At 66.1% G+C, this 23520-nt stretch carries 18 protein-coding genes; 10 read left to right on the forward strand and 8 right to left on the reverse strand.

Going from position 1 to position 23520, the window contains the following annotated elements; all coding sequences use genetic code 11:
* Positions 1 to 13: 13 nt before the first annotated feature.
* A complete protein-coding gene (locus Q9Q79_RS10790) occupies positions 14 to 1660 on the forward strand; it encodes a fatty acid--CoA ligase (protein WP_060380444.1) in 1647 nt (548 codons plus the stop codon).
* A gap of 19 nt (positions 1661 to 1679) precedes the next feature.
* On the opposite strand, the gene Q9Q79_RS10795 is transcribed toward Q9Q79_RS10790, so the two are convergent.
* The 4 genes from Q9Q79_RS10795 to Q9Q79_RS10810 all read right to left on the reverse strand — a co-directional run bounded on the left by Q9Q79_RS10795 (position 1680) and on the right by Q9Q79_RS10810 (position 8116).
* The gene (locus Q9Q79_RS10795; RefSeq protein ID WP_060380445.1) at positions 1680 to 2279 is read right to left on the reverse strand and encodes an NADPH-dependent FMN reductase; all 600 of its coding nucleotides are present in this window, start codon (positions 2277 to 2279) and stop codon (positions 1680 to 1682) included.
* Between the two features lie 215 nt (positions 2280 to 2494).
* A complete protein-coding gene (locus Q9Q79_RS10800) occupies positions 2495 to 4261 on the reverse strand; it encodes a wall associated protein (protein ID WP_201862022.1) in 1767 nt (588 codons plus the stop codon).
* A gap of 117 nt (positions 4262 to 4378) precedes the next feature.
* A complete protein-coding gene (locus Q9Q79_RS10805) occupies positions 4379 to 5122 on the reverse strand; it encodes a FadR/GntR family transcriptional regulator (protein ID WP_005409753.1) in 744 nt (247 codons plus the stop codon).
* A 102-nt stretch (positions 5123 to 5224) separates the two neighbouring features.
* Positions 5225 to 8116, reverse strand: a complete 2892-nt coding sequence (locus Q9Q79_RS10810; RefSeq protein WP_060380648.1) for a TonB-dependent receptor — start codon at positions 8114 to 8116, stop codon at positions 5225 to 5227.
* Between the two features lie 241 nt (positions 8117 to 8357).
* Between Q9Q79_RS10810 and Q9Q79_RS10815 the strand changes: the two genes are divergently transcribed.
* From Q9Q79_RS10815 to Q9Q79_RS10845, 7 genes are all read left to right on the forward strand, one after another.
* A complete protein-coding gene (locus tag Q9Q79_RS10815; RefSeq protein WP_060380645.1) occupies positions 8358 to 9797 on the forward strand; it encodes a polysaccharide lyase 6 family protein in 1440 nt (479 codons plus the stop codon).
* Positions 9794 to 12022 (forward strand): oligoalginate lyase, encoded by a 2229-nt coding sequence (locus tag Q9Q79_RS10820; RefSeq protein ID WP_076740030.1) that lies wholly within the window; start codon positions 9794 to 9796, stop codon positions 12020 to 12022. Before Q9Q79_RS10815 ends, Q9Q79_RS10820 begins: the two co-directional genes overlap by 4 nt.
* Complete coding sequence (locus Q9Q79_RS10825) at positions 12019 to 13323, forward strand: MFS transporter (RefSeq protein WP_024956790.1); 1305 nt, start codon at positions 12019 to 12021, stop codon at positions 13321 to 13323. Before Q9Q79_RS10820 ends, Q9Q79_RS10825 begins: the two co-directional genes overlap by 4 nt.
* A 42-nt stretch (positions 13324 to 13365) precedes the next feature.
* Entirely contained in the window at positions 13366 to 14118 is a 753-nt protein-coding gene (locus tag Q9Q79_RS10830; RefSeq protein WP_005413520.1) for a glucose 1-dehydrogenase, read from the forward strand.
* A gap of 21 nt (positions 14119 to 14139) precedes the next feature.
* Positions 14140 to 15327, forward strand: a complete 1188-nt coding sequence (locus Q9Q79_RS10835; protein ID WP_012480340.1) for a GDSL-type esterase/lipase family protein — start codon at positions 14140 to 14142, stop codon at positions 15325 to 15327.
* Positions 15328 to 15337: 10 nt separating this feature from the next.
* Positions 15338 to 16357, forward strand: a complete 1020-nt coding sequence (locus Q9Q79_RS10840; RefSeq protein WP_005409760.1) for a sugar kinase — start codon at positions 15338 to 15340, stop codon at positions 16355 to 16357.
* A 61-nt stretch (positions 16358 to 16418) separates the two neighbouring features.
* Positions 16419 to 17348 (forward strand): DUF6708 domain-containing protein, encoded by a 930-nt coding sequence (locus Q9Q79_RS10845; RefSeq protein ID WP_076740031.1) that lies wholly within the window; start codon positions 16419 to 16421, stop codon positions 17346 to 17348.
* 58 nt (positions 17349 to 17406) lie between these two features.
* Here Q9Q79_RS10845 and Q9Q79_RS10850 read toward each other — a convergent pair whose 3' ends face one another.
* Together Q9Q79_RS10850 and Q9Q79_RS10855 are read right to left on the reverse strand one after the other, a co-directional pair.
* Positions 17407 to 18858 (reverse strand): S41 family peptidase, encoded by a 1452-nt coding sequence (locus tag Q9Q79_RS10850; RefSeq protein WP_076740032.1) that lies wholly within the window; start codon positions 18856 to 18858, stop codon positions 17407 to 17409.
* A gap of 87 nt (positions 18859 to 18945) precedes the next feature.
* A complete protein-coding gene (locus Q9Q79_RS10855) occupies positions 18946 to 20520 on the reverse strand; it encodes an alpha/beta fold hydrolase (RefSeq protein ID WP_076740033.1) in 1575 nt (524 codons plus the stop codon).
* Between the two features lie 800 nt (positions 20521 to 21320).
* On the opposite strand from Q9Q79_RS10855, the gene Q9Q79_RS10860 reads away from it, so the two are divergent.
* Together Q9Q79_RS10860 and Q9Q79_RS10865 are read left to right on the forward strand one after the other, a co-directional pair.
* On the forward strand, positions 21321 to 22061 hold the full coding sequence (locus Q9Q79_RS10860) for a DNA/RNA non-specific endonuclease (protein WP_043033403.1): 741 nt from the start codon (positions 21321 to 21323) through the stop codon (positions 22059 to 22061).
* Between the two features lie 104 nt (positions 22062 to 22165).
* Positions 22166 to 22861 (forward strand): HAD family phosphatase, encoded by a 696-nt coding sequence (locus Q9Q79_RS10865; protein ID WP_043033401.1) that lies wholly within the window; start codon positions 22166 to 22168, stop codon positions 22859 to 22861.
* A gap of 6 nt (positions 22862 to 22867) precedes the next feature.
* On the opposite strand, the gene Q9Q79_RS10870 is transcribed toward Q9Q79_RS10865, so the two are convergent.
* Entirely contained in the window at positions 22868 to 23098 is a 231-nt protein-coding gene (locus Q9Q79_RS10870) for a hypothetical protein (RefSeq protein WP_033834252.1), read from the reverse strand.
* Positions 23095 to 23520, reverse strand: coding sequence for a VOC family protein (locus tag Q9Q79_RS10875; protein WP_005409768.1), 426 nt, complete (start codon positions 23518 to 23520; stop codon positions 23095 to 23097). Before Q9Q79_RS10875 ends, Q9Q79_RS10870 begins: the two co-directional genes overlap by 4 nt.

Here is a 23520-nt window from a genome sequence, read left to right on the forward strand (position 1 = left end):
ACGAGGAAATGCCATGTCATCTGCCCCCACTCCCGATGCCCATGCCTATCCACTGCTGGTCAAGCAGCTGCTGCTGATGCCGCTGGCGGTGAGTCCTGAACAGGAAATCGTCTACGGCGACCAGGTCCGATTCGATTACCGCACCCTGCAGGTGCGCATCGGCCAACTGGCCGGCCTGTTGACCTCGTTGGGCGTCGGCCACGGCGACACGGTGGCGGTGATGGACTGGGACAGCAACCGCTACCTGGAGGCCTACTTCGCGGTTCCGATGATCGGTGCGGTGCTGATGATGGTGAACGTGCGCCTGGCCCCCGAGCAGATCGCGTACACGCTGAACCACAGCGGCGCGCGGGTGATCCTGGCCAACCGCGAGTTCCTGCCACTGCTGGACGCCATCGACGAGCAGCTGCCGGACCTGCGCACGCGCATCCTGTTGGACGATGCCGGTGGCCCGCTGCCGCCAGGCTTCGCCACCGAGTACGAAGCGGGGTTGCGCGGTGCCACGCCGGTCGTCCGCTTCCCGGACTTCGACGAGAATGCCCGTGCCACGGTGTTCTACACCACCGGAACCACCGGATTGCCCAAGGGGGTCTATTTCAGCCACCGGCAGCTGGTGCTGCATTCGCTGGCGGCGATGGCCGCGCTCGGCGGTGCACCCCGCCAGGGCCGCCTGCATCGTGACGATGTCTACATGCCCATCACCCCGATGTTCCATGTGCATGCGTGGGGCCTGCCCTACGTGGCTACCGCGATGGGCATCAGGCAGGTCTATCCGGGGCGTTACCTGCCTGCGAAGCTGCTGGCGTTGATCGCCCGCGAAAAGGTGACCTTCTCGCACTGCGTGCCCACCATCCTGCACATGCTGCTGGAGCACCCGGACGCGGCGCAGACCGACCTGGAGGGCTGGAAGGTGATCATCGGCGGTGCCGCCCTGCCCCGTGCCCTGGCGCAGCGTGCACTGGCACGGGGCATCGACATCTTCGGCGGATATGGCATGTCCGAGACCTGCCCTCTGCTCACCATCGCCCAGATCGACGTGGACAGCGTGACCGATGCCGATGAGGTGCTGTCACTGCGCACCAAGGCCGGCATTCCGGTTCCGCTGGTGGACCTGCGCATCGTCGACCCGGACATGGGCGATGTCGCCCATGATGGCATCGCCACCGGCGAAGTGGTGGCGCGTGCACCCTGGCTGACCCAGGGTTACCTGCACGATCCCGAGGCTTCGGCAACGCTGTGGGCGGGCGGCTACCTGCACACCGGCGACATCGGCAACATCGACGAAGCTGGCTACCTGCGTGTCACCGACCGCATCAAGGACGTGATCAAGACCGGGGGCGAATGGATCTCCTCGCTCGCGCTGGAAGACATCATCGCACTGCACCCGGCGGTCAGCGAGGTCGCGGTGATCGGTATCGCCGACACGAAATGGGGCGAGCGGCCATTGCCACTGGTGGTCAGGAAGCCGGGAAGCCATGTGGCCGAAGCGGAGATCATCGAACTGGTCGCGGCGCGCAGCCGTTCCGGAGACATCTCACGCTATGCGATCCCGGAGCGCGTGAGCTTCGTGGATGCAATCGAGCGGACCAGCGTGGGCAAGATCAACAAGAAGAAGCTGCGCGGGCTGCATGATCCGGTCCTTGGCACCGGCGGGCGATGACGGCCTCTGCCGGCACCGCTCAAGCGCGCGACGCCCCACCCTGCAGCAGCTGGACCCAGCTCTGGAATCCCTCCAGGAAGCGCTGCAGGCGCTTGCGCGTCGGCGCGTCGAAATCTTCCGCGTCATCGTCGTAGGCGGCCGCTGCTTCGGCCACATAGAGCTGTGGCGAGGCCATGGTCAATGCGCCCATGGCGGTCAGTGTATGGCGCAGCTGCGACTGTGCCAGTTTGGTGCCCCAGTGACCCGGCGTAGCGCCGATGATCGCCACCGGCTTGGCCGAAAGGACCGTGCGGTACTCGGCATCGTCGCGGGACAGCCAATCAAGCGTGTTCTTGAGTACGCCGGGCAGTGACTGGCTGTACTCCGGCGTGGCGATCAGCACGCCGTCAGCGGATGCAATGGCCGCGCGCAGGCGCTTGACCCCGGCAGGGCCGGCCGGGTCGGCGGCTTCCAGGTCTTCGTCGAACAGCGGAATATCGGCGATGGTGTCATGCACGGTCAGCAGCAGGCCCGCAGGCGCGGCGCCTGCTGCAGCCCTGACCAGGCGCCGGTTGTAACTGTTGCTGCGCAGGCTGCCGGCAAACGCCAGGATGTTCAGCGGTGGAGGGTTGTCGGACATGCGGGATTCCTCGGATGCGTCGGTGCGGGGTCACGGGCCAGGCATCGACAGCACGGGTGGGCCAGGGCCAGACTGGATCTGCAGAGGATCACGGTTCCGGCGGTGTAGTGCCTTCGTCCTTGCTGCTCCCTCTTCCAGGGTGAACAGGGCGCGGCGGGGCAATCCAGCACGTGCGACTGCCCGCGTTGCCGCCCATGTCCTGCCACACCGTACGCCTACTGCACGGGCTGGCTGGCTTCAGTGATGGACACTGGTCGTGCCATGCTGTCGAACGTATTGACCTTCCAGAGGTAGCGTACGCCATCCTGCTCGATGACCTTCTGCAACAACGGTATCTGCTTGGCTGCGATGATTCCGCTGGCACGCTGATATGCCGGTCGCCCGGCCAATGCCGGATAGCTGCCGGAAGCGTCAAGCTGATAGCTGAGGGTGGTGGCGCGGCCCGGCTGGACCGAGGAAAGCAGATAGCCTTCGTCCACATTGAATCGATTGCCAAAGGTGTGCCGGGTGGTGACGCCCTCTGCATCCTTGACGTCCACCCACTTCGTGGCCGGCGAATTGGCCTGGCACAGTTCCTTGCTGCCGTCGGCATAGCACCCGTTGGCCGGGCCGTAACTGTAGGCCCACGTAGAAGGCTGGTCGATGCCCGGCCCGGTGACTGTCCTGGAAACCAGCGACCACGTGTAGTACCTGGCGGGCGTGTATTCGATCGAGTCGAGGAACCCGCTACCGGTGCTGTCGGGCATATTGCAGCCATAACGCGCCCACGAGCGGCCATGCAGCGTCGGCTCGAAGCGATACTTCGCCACTGCACCACTGGGATGGCGGATCGAACCGGAATGGCCGTAGGTCACCACACCCGGATTCCGGCAGAAACCCCGCTCTGCGGGAACGGCACCGGCACCCATGGTGCCTACGTTGAACCCCGTAGTCTGCCAGTAGGACTGGTCCGGGAAGGTGACCTTGTAGCCACCCACCACGGTACCGTAGGTCCACGTCCTCCCACCCGCACGGACCGCGCTCACTTCGCTTGGCAGCGTGCTGGGCGATCCAGCCGTCCATTCGAGATCGACGGTGCGGCCATCGTTGGCTGCGATGCGCAGCAACTGCCGTGGATTTGCCGGATCCCACGTGTAGGTCACCGAATTTCCAAACCGGTCTCGGGCACTGGTCGGAAGAATATGGAACTCCTGCCGGAAAAGAACGAACTCGAACTCCGTAACCGAGCCGAAGTTTCCCCGCGAGTATCCCTTCTTGATCAATGGCGGTCCGCTACCAAGGCTGGCCATATGATTGAGCGTATAGGTGATACCGGCAGGCGTCGTGACTTCGAAGCCCTCACCTGCCCCATCGTCCATGGCGACGCAGCGGATGACATTGCCGCTCTTGGTTCGCATCGGGTACGCATGGCCTGTACTCGGCACCGGCCATTCGCTGCTTTGCGCGAGTAGATCCTCGTCACCGGTCTCTGGCAGGTAGAGCTGCGTTCCATGCCAGAACTCGTCGGAGTTGAAGTACTCGGTGAATGTCCCCGGCCCTGTCGGCGTCTGTGCCTTCACCGTGACGATCTCGGTTGGAGGCGGGGTGAACTTCGAACAGCGGTTGAGCGGCTCGGCCACCACGTAATTCTTCCATCCCCCCTGGGTGCTGAACGTTCCATGCACCCTGGGCAGGGCCAGGTCCCACACCCCGAACATGCCCAATCCCTGCCGGCCCTGTGCACCTGCCACCAAGCGCCGCTTGATGCCCACCTCCAGCGCACTGTTGCCCGGCAGGTCGACGTCGGTCTGCAGAAATTCCACCGAGCCGGTAAACAGCCCGATCCTCTCCCCGAACATATCACCGGTATCCAACTGCAGAATCTGCCCGCGGGCATTCAGCGCCGCCGCGTAGTCCTCCATCACCGTCGAGCCGCGGTTGGCGCTCGACGCAGGCAGGGCCGTCATACACAGCAGCGCAGCTGCCGCGATCCTTGCGTACATGGTGTCCCCCTCGTCGACGAAGCAGAGCTTACTTCGCGCTCGTCGGCACCGGCAAGGATGATTCCCCGCACGTCACAGCGTCCTGACCCGCCCCGGCGGCCCTGGAAACGCCGTTACTCAGATACGCGTCGTGGCCATGAACCGTTCGCGGTCCTGCTGCGTGCGGCGGCGGATCTCCTCCAGCGCCTGGCTTTCGGTCGCCTGCAGCATGGCCTCGAACAGACGCTGGAAGTGATGGCGCATCGCATTGCGCGCGGCCACCGGATCGCGCGCGCGCAGGGCTTCGAAGATCGCCATGTGCTCGTCGGCACGGCTGGCGCCATCATCATGGCAGACCCGTGCATAGACCTCGGTTACCCGCGGCAGTTCGCTGCGCATGCGCCAGATCTGCTGCACGAAGAACTCCACCACCGGGTTACCGGAAAGCCGTGCGATGGCCAGGTGGAAACGGCGGTCGTACTCGCCGGCTTCCGCGTCGCTCAGGTCGCGACGGCACAGCGCTTCGGCCAGCGCCTGCAGCTCGGCAATGCCGGCATCATCCAGATTGCTTGCCGCCAGAGCGGCGGCCTCGGCCTCGAATACCGCGCGGGCAGCGGTGAGGTCGAAGGCGCTGACATCCGGCAGCCCGCCGGGCGCCTGCGTCGGGCGCGGCTTTACATGCACGCCCGAACCGATGCGGATCGCGATCCAGCCCTGTGCTTCCAGTGCGATCTCGGCTTCGCGGATGGTGACCCGGCTGACACCGAACCGTTCGGCCAGTTCACGCTCGCCCGGCAGCCGCGAGCCCGGCGGGAATTCGCCGTCCTCGATCAGCTTGCGGAGCTTGGCAGCGATGGTCTGGTAAAGGCGGTTGGCGGACATGCGGCTGACCCTTGGCGATTCCTTCCCGGTCCCTGCCCTGCCACCGCGGCCGGCAAGGGTCCGGTTGGAGCGACGGCGCGACCACTGGCCGCGCCGCCCTGTTCAGAACTTGTATCGTACACCGAAATACGCACGCCGCCCGTAGGTCACCACTTCGCGGAAGTTCCCATAAAGCGGCTGGTAGGCCACGCGCGGCTCGTTGGTCAGGTTCATCAACTCCAGCGACAGCGACAACCGCTTGTTCACCCGGTAGCGCAGGCGCAGGTCCACGCTGGTGTTGTCATCGTAGTAGCGGTTCTGCTGTGCGGTGTTGCCGGTGAAGTCCTGGTAGTAGTGCGAGCGGAACTTGCCGATGGCCTGGATGTTGAAGCGCCCGACGTCCCAGTAGATCGAGCCGGACAGGACGTGCCGCGAGAAGCCGCTGAGGCCCGCCGGCGGCACGATCGCCGGAATGATCGTGCCGTCACTGGCCAGCTGCTCGCCCAGTCGCGAGTCCTGGGTCCGGTAGTCGGCATCGGCGTAGTTGTAACTGACCTTGAAGCCCAGTCCGTCGAACGGCTTGGGCAGGTACGACAGTCGATGGGTGGCGGTCAGCTCGAAGCCGGTCAGCGTGCTGTCCTCGTCGGTGGTTACCTGCTGGCGTACCGGCACGGTCACGCTCTGGCCGTCGATGGTGTAGGTCTCCGGCACCAGCGCAGTGGCGGTGCCGCCGTTGAACTGCTTCCAGTACACCGCGCCGGCCAGCATCGTGTCCGGGTTCGGGTACCACTCCAGTGACAGGTCGCCGTTCCAGGACATCAGCGGCTGCGCGGCGGGGTTGCCGCTGGCGCTGATGTCATCCAGCGCGTCGGCCAGATTGCCGTAGGTGGCATCACTGCTCACGTTGATGGTGCGCCCGGCACCCAGCGCGGCGATGTCCGGCCGTGACATCGCGCGGTATGCACCGACCCGCAGCAACACGTCCGGGCGCAGTTCGAAGGCCGCGTTGAGGCTGGGCAGCAGCTTGTCGTTGCCCGCCTTGAACACCTGCGTGCTGTACGCACCGGTGGGTTGCAGGCGGATCGTGCCGTCACCATTGTCCTCGATACGCAGCCCGGTACGCACGCCTTCGGAGCGAACGTCGGTCTTGACCCAGCGCAGGCCGAGGTTGCCGGTCACCGGCAAGCCGAACAGGCTGCTGCTGAACTCCCCCATCAGATAGAGCGCGCGTGTCTTCTCGGTGATATCGACATTGTTCGGATCCTGGAAACCCGGATCCAACCCACTGTCGAGGCTGCCACGGAACGACTGGTACAGGCAGTTCGGATCGAAGTACGCCCACGAGGAGATCGTGTTGCCGCTGGCGGCATCCATGAAGTCATCCTGTGGGAACGGCGCGCGGCAGGCCTGGTTGGCGGCGATGATCTTCGCCTTGTCGGCCGCCACGCGCTGGTCGTAATCGCTTACCAGGGTGTTGTCGCGCAGGCGGTAGTCCGCCTGGCTGGCACGCACGCCACCCTTGATACGGGTGAAGAAGCCGGACTCCGGCATGAAGCTGGCATCGAAGCGGCCGGCCTTGATCCTGTGGTCGTTCTCCGTTGCGCTGGAGGTGACGCGCGCCGCGCCGGTGTAGGCGTCCCAGTTGTTGGGGTCGAAGTTCGGCGCCAGCGCGACACTGGGCACTTCGCCGTGCCAGTCCCAGTCATAGTCCACGTAGCCGGTGGCACCACTGCTGATGCCCGGCACGATGGCATTGTTGACGTCGCGCTGGTTGGCACGAAGGCGGGTCATGCGCTCGCTGTCGAGGCGATTGGTGTGCGAGTACGAAAGATCGGTGGACAGTTCCCACGCCGGGGTCGGTCGCAGGATCAGGTTCAGGCCACCCCCGGTGTACTCCTCGCCACGCCAGTAGCGGTTTGAAGTGGAATCAATCGAGGTGCTGCCATGCAGGTGGCGCACGATGCCGTCCTCGTCCACCTCGCGCCGGGTGATGCCACGGCGGGCGTTGGACAGGCTCAGGTCGCTGCGGTTCTCGTACCAGTTGCGCTCGGTGTGTTCGAAGTCGAGGTTCACTTCAACCACGTCATTGGGCCGCCACTGCAATGCGGCGAACTCGCTCTGCCGGTCGTTGCGCTCCTGCTTGAGCCGGTAGATGCGGCTGCTTGGCACCAGGTAGTACGGCGCGCCGTTGGCGATGGCCTGCGCGGACACTTCATTGCAGTTGGCATTGCCCACGTTCTGCGTGCCATCGCAGGCATACCAGGTGGAACCGCTGGTGATGCTCTCTTCCGGGTCGGTGCCGTCCAGGCGCTGGAAGCCCAGCGAGATGCCCAGCTTCTGCCCGTTGCCGAACTCGAACTGGTCGATGTAGCTGGCGGTGCCGCGATAGCCGATGCCGTCGTCGTCGCGGTACTTCTTGTCATACTCGGCCCAGCTGCCGCGCAGGTCCAGCTGCGCCGCACGCTTGCCGTACTCCAGTGGGCGCACTGTTTCCAGGCCGATGGTGCCAGCCACGCCGCCTTCGATGATGTCGGCGCGCTGGGTCTTGTAGATGGCCACCGTATTGATCAGCTCGGCGGGGAACATGTTGAAGTTCACCGAGCGGTCGCCGCTGCCGTTGGTGATCTCGCGGCCATTGAAGTTGGTGCTGCTGAGGAAGGCACCCAGGCCACGGATGGAGATTTCCGAGGCGCCGGTCTTGTCGCGGGTCGAAGCGGCGCCGGTCAGGGTCTCGATCGCATCGGCCAGCGAAGGCGCCGGCAGGTCGCCGATGTCATCGGCCGAGAGCACGTCGGCAATGACCGTGTCATCGCGCTTCTTGTTGATCGAACTCTGCATCGATTCGCGGATGCCGGTGACCTGCACCTGGTCCAGCGTGGTGGGATCCTGCCCTGCCGCGTCCTTGCCGGATTGCGCCTGGGCCGTGGGCAGCCCCGCCAGCACGGCGAGCAGCGCCACGATCAGGGGTGTGGGGGACAACGAGATGCTGTGCACTGCTCCGGCGGGTCGCCGCATGGTTTCCTCCTCCCAAAGGATCGCCTGCATGCCAGGCGTGGGACGCAGCTTCGGCACGGCGACATGAAAATGTCAACCAATTGGTATGCGATTGTTCAAATGCCTTTGATCCATACCACTTGATCGCAATTTAATGTGCTCATGCAGCATGACTTTGCGCGAAAGCTGGCTTACAACAGACCCGAAAGTGGTATGCAGGCCCACCCTGAAACGACGGCCCGGCCGTCCCTGGAAGGATTTCATGCGCATTCACTCGCTGACGCGTCACCGATCCAATGATTCATGGCTGTTTTGCCTGACCACTGGTCTGGCAATGTGCCTGACCACTTCAGCAGCAAGTGCAGCCAGCTGGCTCGTCCACGATGTCGCGGAGTTCACTACCGCCGCCTCGGCGCTGCAGCCTGGCGATGAGATCGTGCTGGCTGACGGCACCTGGACCGATGCCCGGCTGCTGCTTAAGGGCCAGGGCACGGCAGCCGCGCCGATCGTGCTGCGCGCGCAGACCGCCGGCAAGGTCGTCCTCAGCGGGCGCTCGGACCTGCGCCTGGCCGGGAGCTACCTGCAGGTGTCCAACCTGGTGTTCCGCAACGGCTATGCGCCGGGTGATGCGGTGGTGGCGTTCCGCGAGTCGAGCAAGGCCGTCGCCAGCAACAGCCGCGTCACCGGCCTGGTGATCGATGACTACACCAACCCCGATGCCAGCGACCAGGACTACTGGGTATCGCTGTATGGCAGCAACAACCGGTTGGATCACAGCCAGCTGCGCGGCAAGACCAACGCCGGACCGACCGTGGTGGTGGTGCGCGATGCCACCCAGGGCCTGGACAACCAGCACCGTATCGACCACAACTGGTTCGGGCCGCGCCCGGCGCTGGGCGTCAACGGTGGCGAAACGATCCGCGTCGGCACCAGCGACAGCTCACTGAGCGATTCCAACAGCACGGTGGAGAACAACTGGTTCGAAGGCTGCGACGGCGAGACCGAGATCATCAGCAACAAGTCCGGCGGCAACACCTACCGCGGCAACGTGTTCTACCGTTCGGCCGGCGCGTTGACCCTGCGCCATGGCAACGGCAACCGGGTGATCGACAACGTCTTCCTCGGCGATGACAAGGCCGGCACCGGCGGCGTACGCATCATCAACGCCGACCAGACCGTCAGCAACAACTACTTCGAGCGGCTGGCCGGGTCCAGCAACCGCTCGGCACTGGCGGTGATGGATGCGCAGGCCAGTCCTCCGCTGTCCGGCTATGCGCCGGTGGTGAATGCCACGATCAATCGCAACACCTTCGTGGACGTGGCGAAGATCAGTTTCGGCGTCGGCCACGATGAAGCCAAAGGCATCGTGGTCGCCGCCAGCAGCAGCCGCTTCACCGGCAACCTGATCGTCAACCGCAGCAGCAGGAACCCGCCGAATGCCGCCAGTTCGCTGGCCGGCATCGACTTCAGCGGCAACGTGCAGTCGCCGGCAGCCAGCACCGTGTTCCCGGGTGGCGTAGAGGGCCGTGGCGTCAGTCTGCAGCAGGCTGCCAGCGGATTGTGGGTGGCCACGCCTGCCCTGCCCGCCGTGGGCGCCGATCCTGCCCTGGCGATGACCGCGCGCGAGGCGACCGGCGTCGACTGGTATCCCAAGGTGGGCGAAGTTGCCCTGTCACGCACCCGCAATGGAGTTGATCGATGAGGTTGCAGCCGCTGTTCGTTTCCCTGGCTTTGGCCGCCCCCTTCGCCCTGCTGCCGAGCGCATCGCTGTCCGCAGCGCCCGCTGCCGCTGCGCGGCAGGCCGACACCGCGCCGGTGCTGGTCACCGCTGCGCAGTGGCAGCAGATGGCCAGCGAAGGCCGCCGCTACCCGTGGTTCGCCAAGGAGCAGGCGCGCACCGAGGCAACACTGAAGAAGATGATGAAGGCCGGCATCGACGTGCCGGTGCCCAGGGACAAGGGCGGCGGGCGCACCCATGAACAGCACAAGCGCAACTACCAGGCACTGTTGGCGGCGGGCACGCTGTTCCGGTTGACCGGCGACAGGACCTACGTGGATTACGCGCGTGACATGCTGCTTCAGTATGCCCAGCTGTACCCGACGCTCGGCCCGCACCCGGAAGGCAGGGGCCAGATTCCCGGCCGCGTGTTCTGGCAGGTGCTCAACGATTCGGTGTGGCTGGTCAACGCCATCCAGGGCTACGACGCGATCCGTGACGTGCTGTCCGCCGAGGACCGCAACACCATCGAATCGAAGGTGTTCCGGCCGATGGCCGAGTTCCTCGTCAGCGAACCGAAGAACTACGACCAGATCCATAACCACGCCACGTGGGCGGTGGCCGCCACCGGCATGACCGGCTACGTGCTGCGCGACCAGGAACTGGTGGAGAAGTCCCTGCGCGGCAGCCAGAAGGACGACAAGTTCGGCTTCCTGCGGCAGATCGACCTGCTGTTCTCGCCCGATGGCTACTACGAGGAAGGCCCCTACTACCAGCGCTATGCACTGGCGCCGTTCCTGCTGTTCGCCAACGCCATCGAACGCAATGAGCCGCAGCGGAAGATCTTCGCGCGTCGCGATGGCGTGCTGCTGAAGGCGGTGGATGTGCTGGTGCAGTCCAGCTATGGAGGCCTGTTCTTCCCGATCAACGATGCGATCCTGGACAAGGGCATCGACACCGAAGAGCTGGTGGCCGGCATCGGCATCGCCTATGCGCGCACCGGTGATGACCGCCTGCTGTCGGTGGCCCAGCAGCAGAAACGCCTGCTGCTTTCGCCCGAAGGCCTGCAGGTGGCGCGGGCACTGGCCGCCAACAAGGCCAAGCCCTTCGACTACCGCCCGATGCTGCTGCGCGATGGCCCCGACGGCGACCGCGGCGGCCTGGCGATCCTGCGCATGAACGGCGAACGCGGCCAGGCACTGGTGCAGAAGGACACGATGCAGGGCATGGGACACGGCCACTTCGACAAGCTCAACTGGCTGTTCTACGACAACGGCAACCCGGTGGTGACCGATTACGGCGCCGCCCGCTTCCTCAACGTGGAAGCCAAGCGCGGTGGCATCTACCTGGCCGAGAACCGCAGTTGGGCCAAGCAGACCGTGGCCCACAACACCCTGGTGGTGGACGAGCAGAGCCACTTCAACGGCGACTGGAAGCGTGGCGAGGCGCATGCCCCGCAAGTGCGCTTCTTCCAGGCCGATGCCGATACCCAGATTGCCTCGGCAACGATGCGCGATGCCTATCCCGGCGTGGCGTTCACCCGCACCCAGGCGCTGCTGCGCCACCCCGACCTGGGCTTGCCGGTGGTGCTGGACCTGCTGCAGGTGCACGGCGACAAGGCCGCGCGCTACGACCTGCCGCTGCACTTCAACGGCCACATCGTCACCACCGGCTTCGAGGCCGAGCACTTCCCCAGCCAGCGCCCGGTTCTGGGCAAGGACAACGGCTACCAGCACCTGTGGCTGGATGCACGCAGCAAACCCGGCAGCGAGCCGCGGTCGCTGGCGTGGCTGCTGGACGGGCGCTTCTACACCTACCGCTTCGGCAGCAGTGCGCCGGCGCAGGCGCTGCTGGTGGAAAGCGGCGCGAACGATCCGGAATTCAACCTGCGCCGCGAGCCTGCCCTGCTGCAGCGCGTGGACGGCCAGAAGGACGTCACCTTCTTCAGCGTGCTGGAGCCGCATGGCGAGTACAACGGCACCGCCGAGTACGTGCATGGCGCCGACAGCCGCATCAGGGAGATCGTGCGTACCCGCGGCAGCGATGCCGAGGTGATCGAGCTGCGCCTGGCCAGCGGTGCACGCATCGCCTTGGGTGTCGCCGATAACAGCGCCACCACGAGCGAGCACAGCGTGACCGTCGACGGCCACGTCTACCGCTGGAACGGCAGCCATGCGCGCCTGGACCGCAGCAAGGGTGACGGCAAATGAACGGCCCTGCGGTGGTGGCCAAGCTGCGCAAGGTGCCGGTGCGTTCAGCCGTGCGCTGGCTGATCGTGGGCCTGATTGCCGTGGCCACGGTCATCAACTACATCGACCGCAACGCACTGGCGGTGATGTGGCCGGAAATCGCCAGGGAAGTGGGCGCGACCAAGGATGACTACGCCCTGCTGGTGACGGTGTTCATGCTGTTCTACGCCGCCGGCCAGTTCCTGTTCGGCCGCCTGTTCGACATGATCGGCACGCGCCTGGGTTTCGCCCTGTCGATCAGCGTGTGGTCGATCTCCATCGCCCTGCACTCGATCACCCATTCGATGCTGTCCTTCAGCCTGGTGCGGGCGATGCTCGGCATCAGCGAAGCAGGCGCGTGGCCGGGCGCGGTGAAGGCCAATGCCGAGTGGTTCCCGGCGCGCGAGCGCGCATTGGCGCAAGGCGTGTTCAACGCGGGTGCGTCGATCGGCGCGATCGTGTCCGCACCGGCCATCGCCGGCTTGTACCTGTGGCTGGGCTGGCGCGGCACCTTCGTGCTGGTCGGTGCAATCGGTTTCCTGTGGCTGCTGCCATGGCTGTTTGTCTACCGCGCCGGCCCGGACAAGCACCCGTGGGTGAGCGATGCCGAGCGCCGGCTGATCCAGGAAGACCAGGCCGGGCAACAGGCGGTGGTGGCGCCGAAGGCCAGCGTTCGTGAGCTGCTGGCCCACCGGCAGAGCTGGGGCATGCTCGCCTGCCGCTTCCTGCTGGACCCGATCTGGTGGCTGTTCGTGTCCTGGCTGCCGATCTACCTGGCTGAAACCTTCGGCTTCGACATCAAGCAGATCGGCCTGTTCGCCTGGGTTCCGTTTGTCGGCGCGATGCTGGGCAGCCTGAGTGGTGGCTGGTTGTCCGGGCGCCTGATACGCGCCGGGCACAGCGTGGACCGCGCCCGCAAGCTGTCCATCACGCTGGGCTGCGTGGTCATGGCTCCTGCCCTGCTGGGTGCCGTGCTGGCCAACCAGCCGCTGCTGGCGGTGCTGGCAATCGCTGCGGTGCTGTTCGGCTTCCAGGTGGCCATCGGCAACATCCAGACCCTGCCGGGCGACCTGTTCGACGGCCGCTCGGTGGGCACGCTGGCAGGCCTGGGTGGCCTGGCCGCCGTGGCCGGCACCTTGATCACCACCTGGCTGGTGCCGGTGCTGACCCGCCACTCCTATGCCCCGATCTTCATCCTCGTTGCCGCCCTGGTGCCGCTGTCGCTGGCCGCGCTGTGGTGGTGGACCGGCCCTATCCGGAAGCTCGACCGCCGCGGCGGTTGAGCCCACGTTTTTCATCCCCCCGCAAACCAAGGAGTTTTCCGCATGTCGTTCCAGGACAAGGTGGCCATTGTCACCGGCGGTGGCCGCGATATCGGTCGCGCCGTTTCGATCAAGCTGGCTGCCGCCGGTGCACGCGTCTGCATCAACTACGCCAATGACGAGGCCAGTGCCCAGGAAACGCTGGCACGGATCCAGGCGGCCGGTGGCCAGGCCATGGTGCATCGCGCCGACGTCACCGATGCCACGGCCGTCGCCGGCCTGGTCGCTGCGGCACAGGCCGCGTTCGGCGAGCGCATCGACCTGCTGGTGAACGTGGCCGGTGGCATGGTGCAGCGCCGGCCGCTGGCCGACATCGACCCGGTGTTCTTCCACACCGTGATGGACCTGAACCTGACCTCGACCTACCTCACCACCCACGCGGTGGTGCCGCACATGCGCGAAGGCGCGGCCATCGTCAACTTCGCCTCGCAGGCAGGTCGTGATGGCGGCGGCCCGGGCGCATCGATCTACGCCACCGCCAAGGCGGCGGTGATGACCTTCACCCGCGCCATGGCCAAGGAGCTGGGGCCGAAGGGTATCCGGGTGAACGCGCTGTGCTGCGGCATGATCGCCACCCGCTTCCACGATGAATTCACCAAGCCGGAAGTACGCACGGCCGTTGCCGGCGCCACCCCGTTGCGCCGCCAGGGCGCGCCGGACGAAGCCGCCGACGCTGCGGTGTTCCTGGCCTCGGATGCGGCGGCGTTCATCACCGGCGCGAATCTGGACGTCAACGGCGGCACCTACTTCTCCTGACACCTGACCGGACTCCTGCCCATGCAGCGCTGGACACTTCTGTTTTCATTGACGCTCTGCTCCGCCATGACGGCGCCCGCCGTGTGGGCTGCACCCGTGTGGGTCACTGCCTGGACGGCCGCGCCCGCGCCCGACCGCAAGGACGGAACGTCCGAGGCACCCGTACAGTTCGCCGCACAGACCGTGCGCCAGGACATGCGTATCGGCAGCCGTGGCGATGCGCTGCGGCTGCGCATCAGCAACGAGCTCGGCACGACGCCCTTGCGGGTCGAGGACCTGCGTGTGGGAGTGAAGGACGGCAAGGCCGCACCGCTGCCGGTAACGGTGGATGGCCGCGCGGTCATCGAGGTGCCGGTCGGAGCCGCGCTGCTGAGCGACCCGGTGCGGATGCCGGTGGCGGCGCTGCAGGAGATCAGCGTGAGTGCCTATTTCCCGCAGCCCACCCGCCCCGCGGTGCGCCGCACCGAGCTGCGGGTCGCAGATGGCAAGCAGACAGCCGTCGCCGACAGCGTGCGGCTGAGCTACCAGCAGAACGTGTTCTCGGCAGTGATGGTGCAGCGTGATGATCGTCCCCAGGTAATCGTGGCGCTGGGCGATTCCATCACGGAAGGCGCCACCGCACGCCGCGGCAGCTTCAACCAGTGGCCGGAGCGATTGGCGCAGCGCCTGCAGCAGGCCTGCCCGAACCGGTTCGTGGTGCTCAACCAGGGCATCAGCGGCAACAAGCTGCTTGACCACGGCCGCAGCCACAGTGCGCTGTCACGATTGGATCGCGATGTGATCGCGGTGGCCGACGCCGATCAGGTGATCCTGTTCGAAGGCATCAATGACATCCGCCACGGTGGTGGCGCGCAGCCGCTGCCTGGACGCAGTGCGGCGGACATGCTGCTGGGCTATCAGCAGGTTGCGGCGCGGCTGCATGCGCACGGCATCCGCGCCTGGCTGGGTACGTTGACCCCGTTCGGCGGTTCCGAGCGCTACGAGCCCGTGTCCGCCGCCACCCGCACCACGATCAACCAGTGGGCACGCGGCGGCAACAGCGGCTTCGATGGCATCATCGATTTCGATGCCGCGCTGCGTGACCCGAAGGCAGCCGAATCGTTGCCCAACGAGATCACCCGCGACCATCTGCATCCCAACGACGAAGGCTACCGGCGCATGGCCGATGCCATCGATCTGCGCATGCTGGGCTGCACCACCCCCGAGTGAGAGAGAACCGATGAGCCGCGTCGTTTGTTTCGGTGAGTTGCTGCTGCGCCTGGGTGCACCCGGTCGTGAACTGCTGCTGCAGACGCCGCAGCTGCAGGTTCATGTGGGAGGTGCCGAGGCCAATGTGGCGGTCTCGCTGGCCAGCCTGGGCCACGATGTGCAGATGGTCAGCACGGTACCCGGTAACGCGCTGGGCCGGCATGCTGTGGCCGAGCTGCGGCGGCATGGCGTGGGCGTGGGCGCCGTGCGTGAAGTGGAGGGTGATCGCATGGGCCTGTACTTCCTGGCGACCGGTGCGGTGCAGCGCGCCAGTGAAGTGGTGTATGACCGGGCCGGTTCTGCATTCGCAAACAGCAATGCCAGTGACCATGCGTGGCCTGCCCTGCTGTCCGGCGCGCACCTGCTGCATGTCTCGGGCGTGAGCCCGGCGCTGGGCGCCAACGTGGCCGAGTCGGTGCTGGGTGCCGTGCGTGCGGCTCGCGCGGCCGGTGTGCAGGTGTCCTTCGACGGCAATTATCGTCCCTCACTGTGGCGACGCTGGGATGGCGACGCAGCGGCGATCCTGCGCGAGGTCTTCGCCGAGGCCGACATTGTCTTTGCCGATCATCGGGACATCGAACTGGTGCTGGGGCTGCACTTCGCGCAGGACGATGCGGTCGCCCGAACCGAGGCCGCTGCGGCCGCTGCCTTTGCCGCGTTCCCGCACCTGCGGTGGCTGTCCTGCACCCAGCGCGAGGTGGTGAGTGCAGACCATCACGTGCTCGGTGCGCTGCTGCTGGGACGCGATGGAACCCGCGCGCAGGCGGCTCCGAGGCCGCTGCCCGGCATCGTTGATCGCATCGGCGGTGGCGATGCCTTTGCCGCCGGCGTCCTGCACGGATTGCTGTCCGGTCTAGACGCAGAAAGCACCGTCCGCTTCGGACTGGCTGCGGGCGCGTTGAAGCACGCCATTCCCGGCGACTTCAGCCCTGCCCGCGAAGCTGAAGTCCGGGCACTGATGGAGAGCCATCCGTTCGACGTTCGTCGCTGATCTCCCCCCGGGAGAATCCCGCTAGAATCCAACGGGCGCCGGAATCGCGCAGGGATCGCCCATGGATTACACCGGATACACGCGCAAGTTTCCCAACAACCGCCCACTGAATGCGTTTGATCGCGAGCACCGCCTGCTGCAGAAGAAGCGGCTGGATGTCGTGCCGCTGGCACAGCTGTGCGTGGTGAAGATGAATTCGAACGGCCTGGTTTCGGTGGATCGCTGGTTCGCCGCGCGTGGCTTTGCAGCCCTGCTGGGCGCGATCGGCATTGCCTTCGGGCTGGGCGGCGTGCTGATGCTGCTCTGGTTGCTGATCGTGAACAGGCTACCCAACGAAAACGGCCTGTGGGAGGCGATATTCATCGGCATGGCGATGCTGGCCGCCTTCACTGCAGCGAGCATCTGGGTGGCGTGCCTCGAGCTGTTCCGCTGGACCCACTATCCGATCGCGCTCGATCGCAAGCACCGGCAGATAGACGTGTTCCGGCTGGATGGCACCATCCTCAGCGTGCCCTGGGACCAGGTCTATTTCACGCTTGGCCGCGGAACGGGAACCTTCGGATGGTACAACTGGGATGTCCGCGGACTGATCCTGGACGCGGATGGCGTCACAGTACGGGAGACGTTCGCGTTCTGCATCGCGACCTCTCGCATCGAGAACGCACATGCCCACTGGGAGTTCCTGCGGCGCTACATGGAAGAAGGACCGGCAGCCGTCGTGGACGCGGTGCACTGCTGCATGCCGCTGGACGGCAAGCGCGAGAGCTTCGCGTCCGGCAAGGAGCGCATCTTCGCCGAAGACGCGCAGCTCCCGGGTTTCATGTGGCTCACGATGCTGCCACTCAACTACCTGCACACGATCATGCGCTGGGTGGTGATGCAGACCAGCAGGATTCCGCAGTTTCCACCGGACATCGAGGCGCGCCTGACACCGGACGCCGGTGATCCCTGTGTCCGCGACGCTTCGATGAATCCACCGGACCTGCGCTGACCCAGCGGTGCGTCCGGCAACGGCACGTGGGAATCCCGCGTCATGGGCAGGTGCGTCCTCACAGCGCCAGCAGCCACGCTTCCAGTGCGCGTGTGTCCCGCATGTCGCCGTCATAGCGACGATCCGGCACATGCGGTTCATTCGAACCACGCACCCGCCCCCGGAAAACCTTCATCGGCACCGAAATCCTGGCCAGCCCGCTTGGCAGCCGCTCCGGCCTGACATCCATGTAGAGGCTGTCGGCCGAAGTCTCGACGCCCACCTGCACCGCGCCCAGCCGTTTCCACAGATCCAGTGCATCGAGGCAGGCCGAGCCGCAGGAGGCATCGGCCACGATCACCACCCTGCCCCTGCGCAGCGGAGCGGCCGGGCCTGCGGTTGCAGCTGTATCCGCCCTGGCCTCGGATGGCTCGCGCCACACTGCCTCACCCCGGTCGCGCGCCTGTGCCATGCCCGCCGTCACCGATTCCAGCATGCGACGCAGCTCTGGCGACGCGTCGGGCGCCTGCACCAGCTTCTGCAGGAAGCCGCGCAATTGGGCGATGTTGGCCTCGGAGGTCCGCCACTCCACCCAGCTGGGATCGGACAGCGCGTCCACGGCGGCACGGCCCCAGATCAATCGCGCCAGTTCGATGCTCCACTGCGAAGCACCGCCACTGTTGCCACGCACATCCAGCACGACCGACCGTGCCTGCTGCAGTGCTTCGGCTTTTGGAGCAAGCTGCTCGAGCAGCGCGGTCAGTTCCTTGAAGTTCTGCTCCGTAGGGTCGGCATTGAAGCTGCTTGTGGTGATCCAGTAGCCGCCATTGGGCATCGTGTGCCAGCCATTGGCCGGTCGGAAGCTGCGCCGGGTGTCGGCCAGGCGCGCCTTGCGCTGTGCCGCCTGCAGTGGCTGCCACTGCAGCGCGTAGGGCTTCTCGCGTCCATCCACCCGAAAAACGCAGCTGCGCAACATTGGCACGAACGGATTGCCCTGCTCCAGCAGCACTTCACCACCACCCTGGATGCGGCTGGCCTGCAGGTTCCAGCGCCCGCTGAAGTCACCCACCCGGCGCGCAGCCAGTGTCTGCGCATCGATGCCGTCACAGGACAGCAATCGAGCCCCCAGCGGCGGATGGCCCGGACCACCGTCCACGGTCATGACCACCTGCGCATCACCGTCGAAACCGCTCAGGAACCCCGGCCACTGCGTTGGAAGATCGGGAGCGTCGGCAAGCGCGTTGAGGCTGACGTGGCCGTCATTGAAGGAGGCTGCGTAACCCTTCATCGCCCACCAGTAGCCTGCGAAGCTGTCGACATTGGCCGCGCGCGAGCGGGCAAGCGCCGAGGCGGCCTCCAGCTGCGGAACGAAACCCGGATTCCGCAGATCCACGGCGCCCGGATGGCTGCCGCGCATGGCGGCGTCGGCAGCGTCCAGATCCTTCAACAGCGTGTCCGGCCATCCGCTCGGCGCGCCTTGCGCGGCGGGCGCCGCAAGCACCGCACCGAGCAGCAGCCCTGCAATGACCATGGATTCATCCCTTTGCCGGAACAAACGCCAGTCTCGCAGTTTTCCAGCCTGGCGTACCGCGCCCGCCGCAACGGGCGCGGCCTTCCATCAATGCAGCGGCAGCTTCAGCATCGACGGCGCGTTCGCCGGTGAACTGAAGGTCACCGTGCCACCCAACTGGCTGATGCCTGCGTAGCGCAGGTCCACGGTGTCCATCACCAGGGTCAGGCGACTGCCGGCCGGCACGTCCCAGCTGCTGGCCTCCAGCCGCAGGTCGATGGTCTTCGCCTGCCCCGGCGTGGCACCCCGCAGCGTATAGGGCTTGTGGCTGATCAGCTGGCCATTGCCCAGCACGTCCTCGGCATAGAGATACGCATACAACGTGGTGTCGGCGCGGCTTGGCGTAACCGTCATCCGCACTTCCGGCGTACCGTCCAGCCGTTTGGCGCTCCACTGGATCGGCCCCTGCCAGACGCCGGCAGCACTGCGGCCAACAAACGGCACGTAGGCACCCGGCGGCAGATTGATCATCTGCAGCGCGCCGGAGGCCATCGCCACGCCGGAATTGGCTGCGGTCAGCAGCCCGCTGCCGATGCGATAGTTCCAGCCAGTATTGCTGCCATTCTCGACCAGGCCACCGGTCGGCAGCAGCAGGCCAGAGGGTGCGGTCAGGCCGTAGCTGACCGCACCCTTGCTGGTCGCCTGCCAGTTCGCATACGTGCTCCAGCTGCCCTTCTGTGACTTCAGCTGCACCGCAGGCTGCCGGTCGATGCCATTGGCCACCCCCTTCAGGTAATGGTCGAACCAGTCGCCCACCGAATCGTAGACCTCGTTGGGAACACCCAGTGCGCCAAAGGCTTCGTTGAGCGCGTGATCGCCATGGCGCAACTGCAGCTGCTTGGGGCCCTTCAGGCGGTTGAAGAAATCGACCAGCTGGCCCGGCGGGAACAGGCTGTCGTTGAAGGCGTTGGCCAGGAACACCGCAGGCTGGTTGGCGTTGATCTCGTCGATGCTGGCCCCGGGGCTGCGCTGCGCCGCCACCGGCAACAGCGAGTCCACCGCGCCCTGGTAGTTGCCGACCAGCACATTGCGATTGATGGTGGACAGCTCCGGTCCCGGGCGACCGATGGCCAGGCCTGCGGCAACCAACAGCGCGATGCCCTGTGCGCTGGGGGTGTCGTTGCTGTACAGCGAGGCCTGCAGGTCGGCCCATCCACTCAGTGCAGCCACTGCCTTGATGCGCGGATCGCGTGCGGCCGCCAGCAGGCTGGTGCCGGCCCCATAGGAGATGCCCGATACGCCGATTCGTGACGGGTCGGCGCGGGTGTTGTCCAGCGCCCAGTCAATCAGTGCACTGACGTCCTCGACCGTGGCCGGCCCGGCGATGTCGATGCTGCCGCCGGACTCCCAGAAGCCACGCGAGCTGTAGCTGATGACCACATAGCCGCGCCGGGCCAACGACTGCGCCACGCCCACGTACTCCACGCTGGGCACGGCCCAGCTGCTGGGCATCACCAGCAGCGGATACCGTCCGCTGCCCGCGTCCTGCGGTTCGATGACGAAGGCCCCGAGAGGCGTTCCATCCCAGCTGGGAATGGTGCGATGGGTGGTCTTGAACGTGGCCGCCCAGGCGGTGGGCGCCAGCCCGGTCAGCAGGATCAACAGCAGCACTACCTTGCGCATCGTGGTCTCTCCCCGTCGGTGGTGGTGCAACGGATCGGACCGTACCAGTGCGAATGGTGGGTGGCACCTTGCGACGCAGCATGGCGCTTTCGAAGCCGGCGGCCGGCTGGATCGATGCAGGATCACATTCAGGCGCGGTGAATCACCCACGCCACCATGCCCGCAAGTGGCATCAATGCAAGTGCGGCAACGACGCCCAGGCATCCAGACGCCCCGCGGTGCGGCGCGGACGCCTGCGGATGCGATCGCAGCCAGGTGGCATGACACGCCCTGCAGTAGAAGCGCTGCTTCCCGGCGCGCCAGGCGCCACTGGTACGTTCGTCATGGAGGGCAGCGTTGCCGCAGCGCCCACACTTGAAGCTGCGATGTGGCGGGCGTCTCTGTCGACGCAGCGCAGCCACGATTGCAACCCCGATCAGGGCAGCAGCAGCGCCCCCTGCAAGCAGTTCACTGTGGATCATTCGCCTTGCTCGATCCTGCGGTTTCCGGTCCTGCTGCGCAGGATATCGAGTCGTACACCCCCTGCGCTACGACGCCCTAGCACGCGCGCATGTCACCCACGCGGCGCATGATCTGACACCTCTCCAGTGCTTGCGCGCTGTCACAGCTTCGCCTTTTCGTCGTTGACCGAAAGGCGACAGCTTGTGACGCTTGCGACACCGCAGGGCCTGCATGGCCCCACCGTGCGGTCAGGTCCCACCGCAATCCGTAGCACCCGTCCCCGCAACGCCCTCCCATGACTTCGCCCCGGCCTGGTCGTGGCGGACGGCTGCGCCCTGAACTTCTGCTGGAGAACCGCAATGCGCCTTGCAACCTTCTTCTTCGCGTTCGTCCTCAGTGCCTTCGCCGGCGCTGCCCAGGCCCAGGTCGTCACCCTCAACAAGGGCGGCTTCGTGCTCACCTACGACTGCAGCATCCACAGCGCCACCCGCTACGAATACACCCTGACCGCAGACACCGGTTCGGCCGCGCGCCCGTCCAGCTTCTACAAGGATCCGGACCTGCCGGCAGGCTGCCTCGGCCAGACCAGCACCGCCTCCTACGCCAGCATCACGTCCGGCTATGACCGCGGCCATCTGGTGACGTCCAACCACATGGACTACAACGCGACCTACATCCGCCGCGCCAACTACATGACCAACATCGTTCCGCAGGTGTCCAGCTTCAACCAGGGCATCTGGGTGAAGGCCGAGAACGTGGCCGAGTGCTACCGCGACATCGCGCCGGTGGATGTCTATGGTGGCGTGGTCTACGGCGACGCCTCCAACGACTACTTCCTTTCCAGCCACGGCATCCCGACGCCGGAGTTCTTCTGGAAGACCATCATCACCCGTGACCCGAACACCGGCACCGCCAAGGCGATCAGCTGGATCATTCCCAACGAAGCCAATCTGGGCAGCCTCGACAGCTATCTGGTGACCATCGCCGATCTGGAGGAGCTGCTGGGTGCGAGCTACGTGGCGATCAACGCACCGGCCTCGTTGAAGAACATGCTGCCGGCCAGCACCTGGCCGCAGCCGGCGGGTTGTGACCTGGGCTGACCGGCCGGCCGGGAATGGGTGGCACCCAGTCCGGGTGCCACACAGGGATGGCTGTGGGAAAATGGCGGGCAATTGCACCACTGCATTGCCCCCTGGAGCTGTAGATGTCCCGTTTCCCGTTTGATGCCGTGCTGTTCGACTGCGACGGCGTACTCGTCGATTCCGAGCCGCTGGTCGCCCGCGTTCTCTCGGAAATGCTGACCGCACGCGGCTGGGCGCTGACCCCGGCGCAGGCGGGTGAAGTCTTCCTCGGCCAGTCCGTGGCCCATCTGGCCGGTCTGATTGCAGAGCGCACCGGCAAGCCGTTCACCGAGGAATGGCTTGGAGAATTCCGCCAGCAGCGCAACCGGGCACTGGAACGTGACCTTGAAGCGATCCAGGGGGCGCCCGATGCCGTGCGTGCGATCGCTGCGGCCACCGGCGGGCGGATCGCCTGCGCTTCCGGTGCCGACCTGCACAAGGTGAAGCTGCAGCTGGGCAAGGTCGGCATCCTTGATGCCTTCGGTGCCAATGTGTTCAGTGGCCAGGACATGCCGCGCACCAAGCCGCACCCGGACGTGTACCTGGCTGCAGCTGCAGCGCTGGGCGTCGACCCGACGCGCTGTGCAGTGATCGAGGACACCGTCACCGGCGCCACTGCGGGCGTTGCCGCAGGCGCCACCGTGTTCGGCTTCAGTGAGGGTGGCCCGCACCACAGTACACCCGAAGCCCTGCGTGCTGCGGGTGCAAAGGTGATTTTCCAGCGCATGGACCAGCTGCCGGGCCTGCTTGCCGCCTACGCGGTGGACGCCGTCGCCTGACCCTGCTCAGCCCGCAGTGCCCAGTGCGGCGCTGCGGCGCTTTCCGGCGTAGTGCAGCGCGAACAGGTACAGGCCGGTGAACAGTTGCAGGAACAGCGGCGGCAGCGGCGAATAGGTGATCCACGCTGCAGGTTCGCCCTGCCCCAGCCCGCGAACGGCGAAGTTGGCAATCACCGCCAGGGTGAACACGATCGAGGTCCAACGATGCACGGGCCGTGCCCAGCCACCGCGGCTCATTGCCGGCGCCTCGCTTCGGAACGGGCTTCGATCATCTTCCAACCATTGCCTGATGGGTCACGGAATCCGGCGTCGACGGCGCCATAGCGCTCGATCGGCTCCTGGGTGAATTCCACGCCCTGTGCCAGCCATTGCGTGTAGCGCGCCTGGCAGTCATCCACGGCCAGCACCAGCGGCGGCATAGCGCCCTTGGCCACCAGCTGCTGCAGCGCAAGCGCGGTAGCGGCGTCGTGGGTGGGCGGGCCTGGCACGAACAGGCCCAGCTGGAAACCATCCTGGCCCGGACTGCGTACCGTCAGCCATCGGTAACTGCCATTGCGTACGTCGGTATGCACTTCGAAGCCGAGCTTGCCGACGTAGAACGCCAGCGCCTCATCCTGGTCGCGCACATACAGGCCGACCGTGTTCACAGTGTTCGTCAT

Source organism: Stenotrophomonas sp. a6 (genome assembly GCF_030913325.1).
Classification (GTDB): domain Bacteria; phylum Pseudomonadota; class Gammaproteobacteria; order Xanthomonadales; family Xanthomonadaceae; genus Stenotrophomonas; species Stenotrophomonas maltophilia.

Bases quoted from the DNA above. Each gene is read 5' to 3' on its own strand.
- Q9Q79_RS10790 (WP_060380444.1), top strand. From the start codon at position 14: ATGTCATCTGCCCCCACTCCCGATGCCCATGCCTATCCACTGCTGGTC.
- Q9Q79_RS10795 (WP_060380445.1), bottom strand. From the start codon at position 2,279: ATGTCCGACAACCCTCCACCGCTGAACATCCTGGCGTTTGCCGGCAGC.
- Q9Q79_RS10800 (WP_201862022.1), bottom strand. From the start codon at position 4,261: ATGTACGCAAGGATCGCGGCAGCTGCGCTGCTGTGTATGACGGCCCTG.
- Q9Q79_RS10805 (WP_005409753.1), bottom strand. From the start codon at position 5,122: ATGTCCGCCAACCGCCTTTACCAGACCATCGCTGCCAAGCTCCGCAAG.
- Q9Q79_RS10810 (WP_060380648.1), bottom strand. From the start codon at position 8,116: ATGCGGCGACCCGCCGGAGCAGTGCACAGCATCTCGTTGTCCCCCACA.
- Q9Q79_RS10815 (WP_060380645.1), top strand. From the start codon at position 8,358: ATGCGCATTCACTCGCTGACGCGTCACCGATCCAATGATTCATGGCTG.
- Q9Q79_RS10820 (WP_076740030.1), top strand. From the start codon at position 9,794: ATGAGGTTGCAGCCGCTGTTCGTTTCCCTGGCTTTGGCCGCCCCCTTC.
- Q9Q79_RS10825 (WP_024956790.1), top strand. From the start codon at position 12,019: ATGAACGGCCCTGCGGTGGTGGCCAAGCTGCGCAAGGTGCCGGTGCGT.
- Q9Q79_RS10830 (WP_005413520.1), top strand. From the start codon at position 13,366: ATGTCGTTCCAGGACAAGGTGGCCATTGTCACCGGCGGTGGCCGCGAT.
- Q9Q79_RS10835 (WP_012480340.1), top strand. From the start codon at position 14,140: ATGCAGCGCTGGACACTTCTGTTTTCATTGACGCTCTGCTCCGCCATG.
- Q9Q79_RS10840 (WP_005409760.1), top strand. From the start codon at position 15,338: ATGAGCCGCGTCGTTTGTTTCGGTGAGTTGCTGCTGCGCCTGGGTGCA.
- Q9Q79_RS10845 (WP_076740031.1), top strand. From the start codon at position 16,419: ATGGATTACACCGGATACACGCGCAAGTTTCCCAACAACCGCCCACTG.
- Q9Q79_RS10850 (WP_076740032.1), bottom strand. From the start codon at position 18,858: ATGGTCATTGCAGGGCTGCTGCTCGGTGCGGTGCTTGCGGCGCCCGCC.
- Q9Q79_RS10855 (WP_076740033.1), bottom strand. From the start codon at position 20,520: ATGCGCAAGGTAGTGCTGCTGTTGATCCTGCTGACCGGGCTGGCGCCC.
- Q9Q79_RS10860 (WP_043033403.1), top strand. From the start codon at position 21,321: ATGCGCCTTGCAACCTTCTTCTTCGCGTTCGTCCTCAGTGCCTTCGCC.
- Q9Q79_RS10865 (WP_043033401.1), top strand. From the start codon at position 22,166: ATGTCCCGTTTCCCGTTTGATGCCGTGCTGTTCGACTGCGACGGCGTA.
- Q9Q79_RS10870 (WP_033834252.1), bottom strand. From the start codon at position 23,098: ATGAGCCGCGGTGGCTGGGCACGGCCCGTGCATCGTTGGACCTCGATC.
- Q9Q79_RS10875 (WP_005409768.1), bottom strand. From the start codon at position 23,520: ATGACGAACACTGTGAACACGGTCGGCCTGTATGTGCGCGACCAGGAT.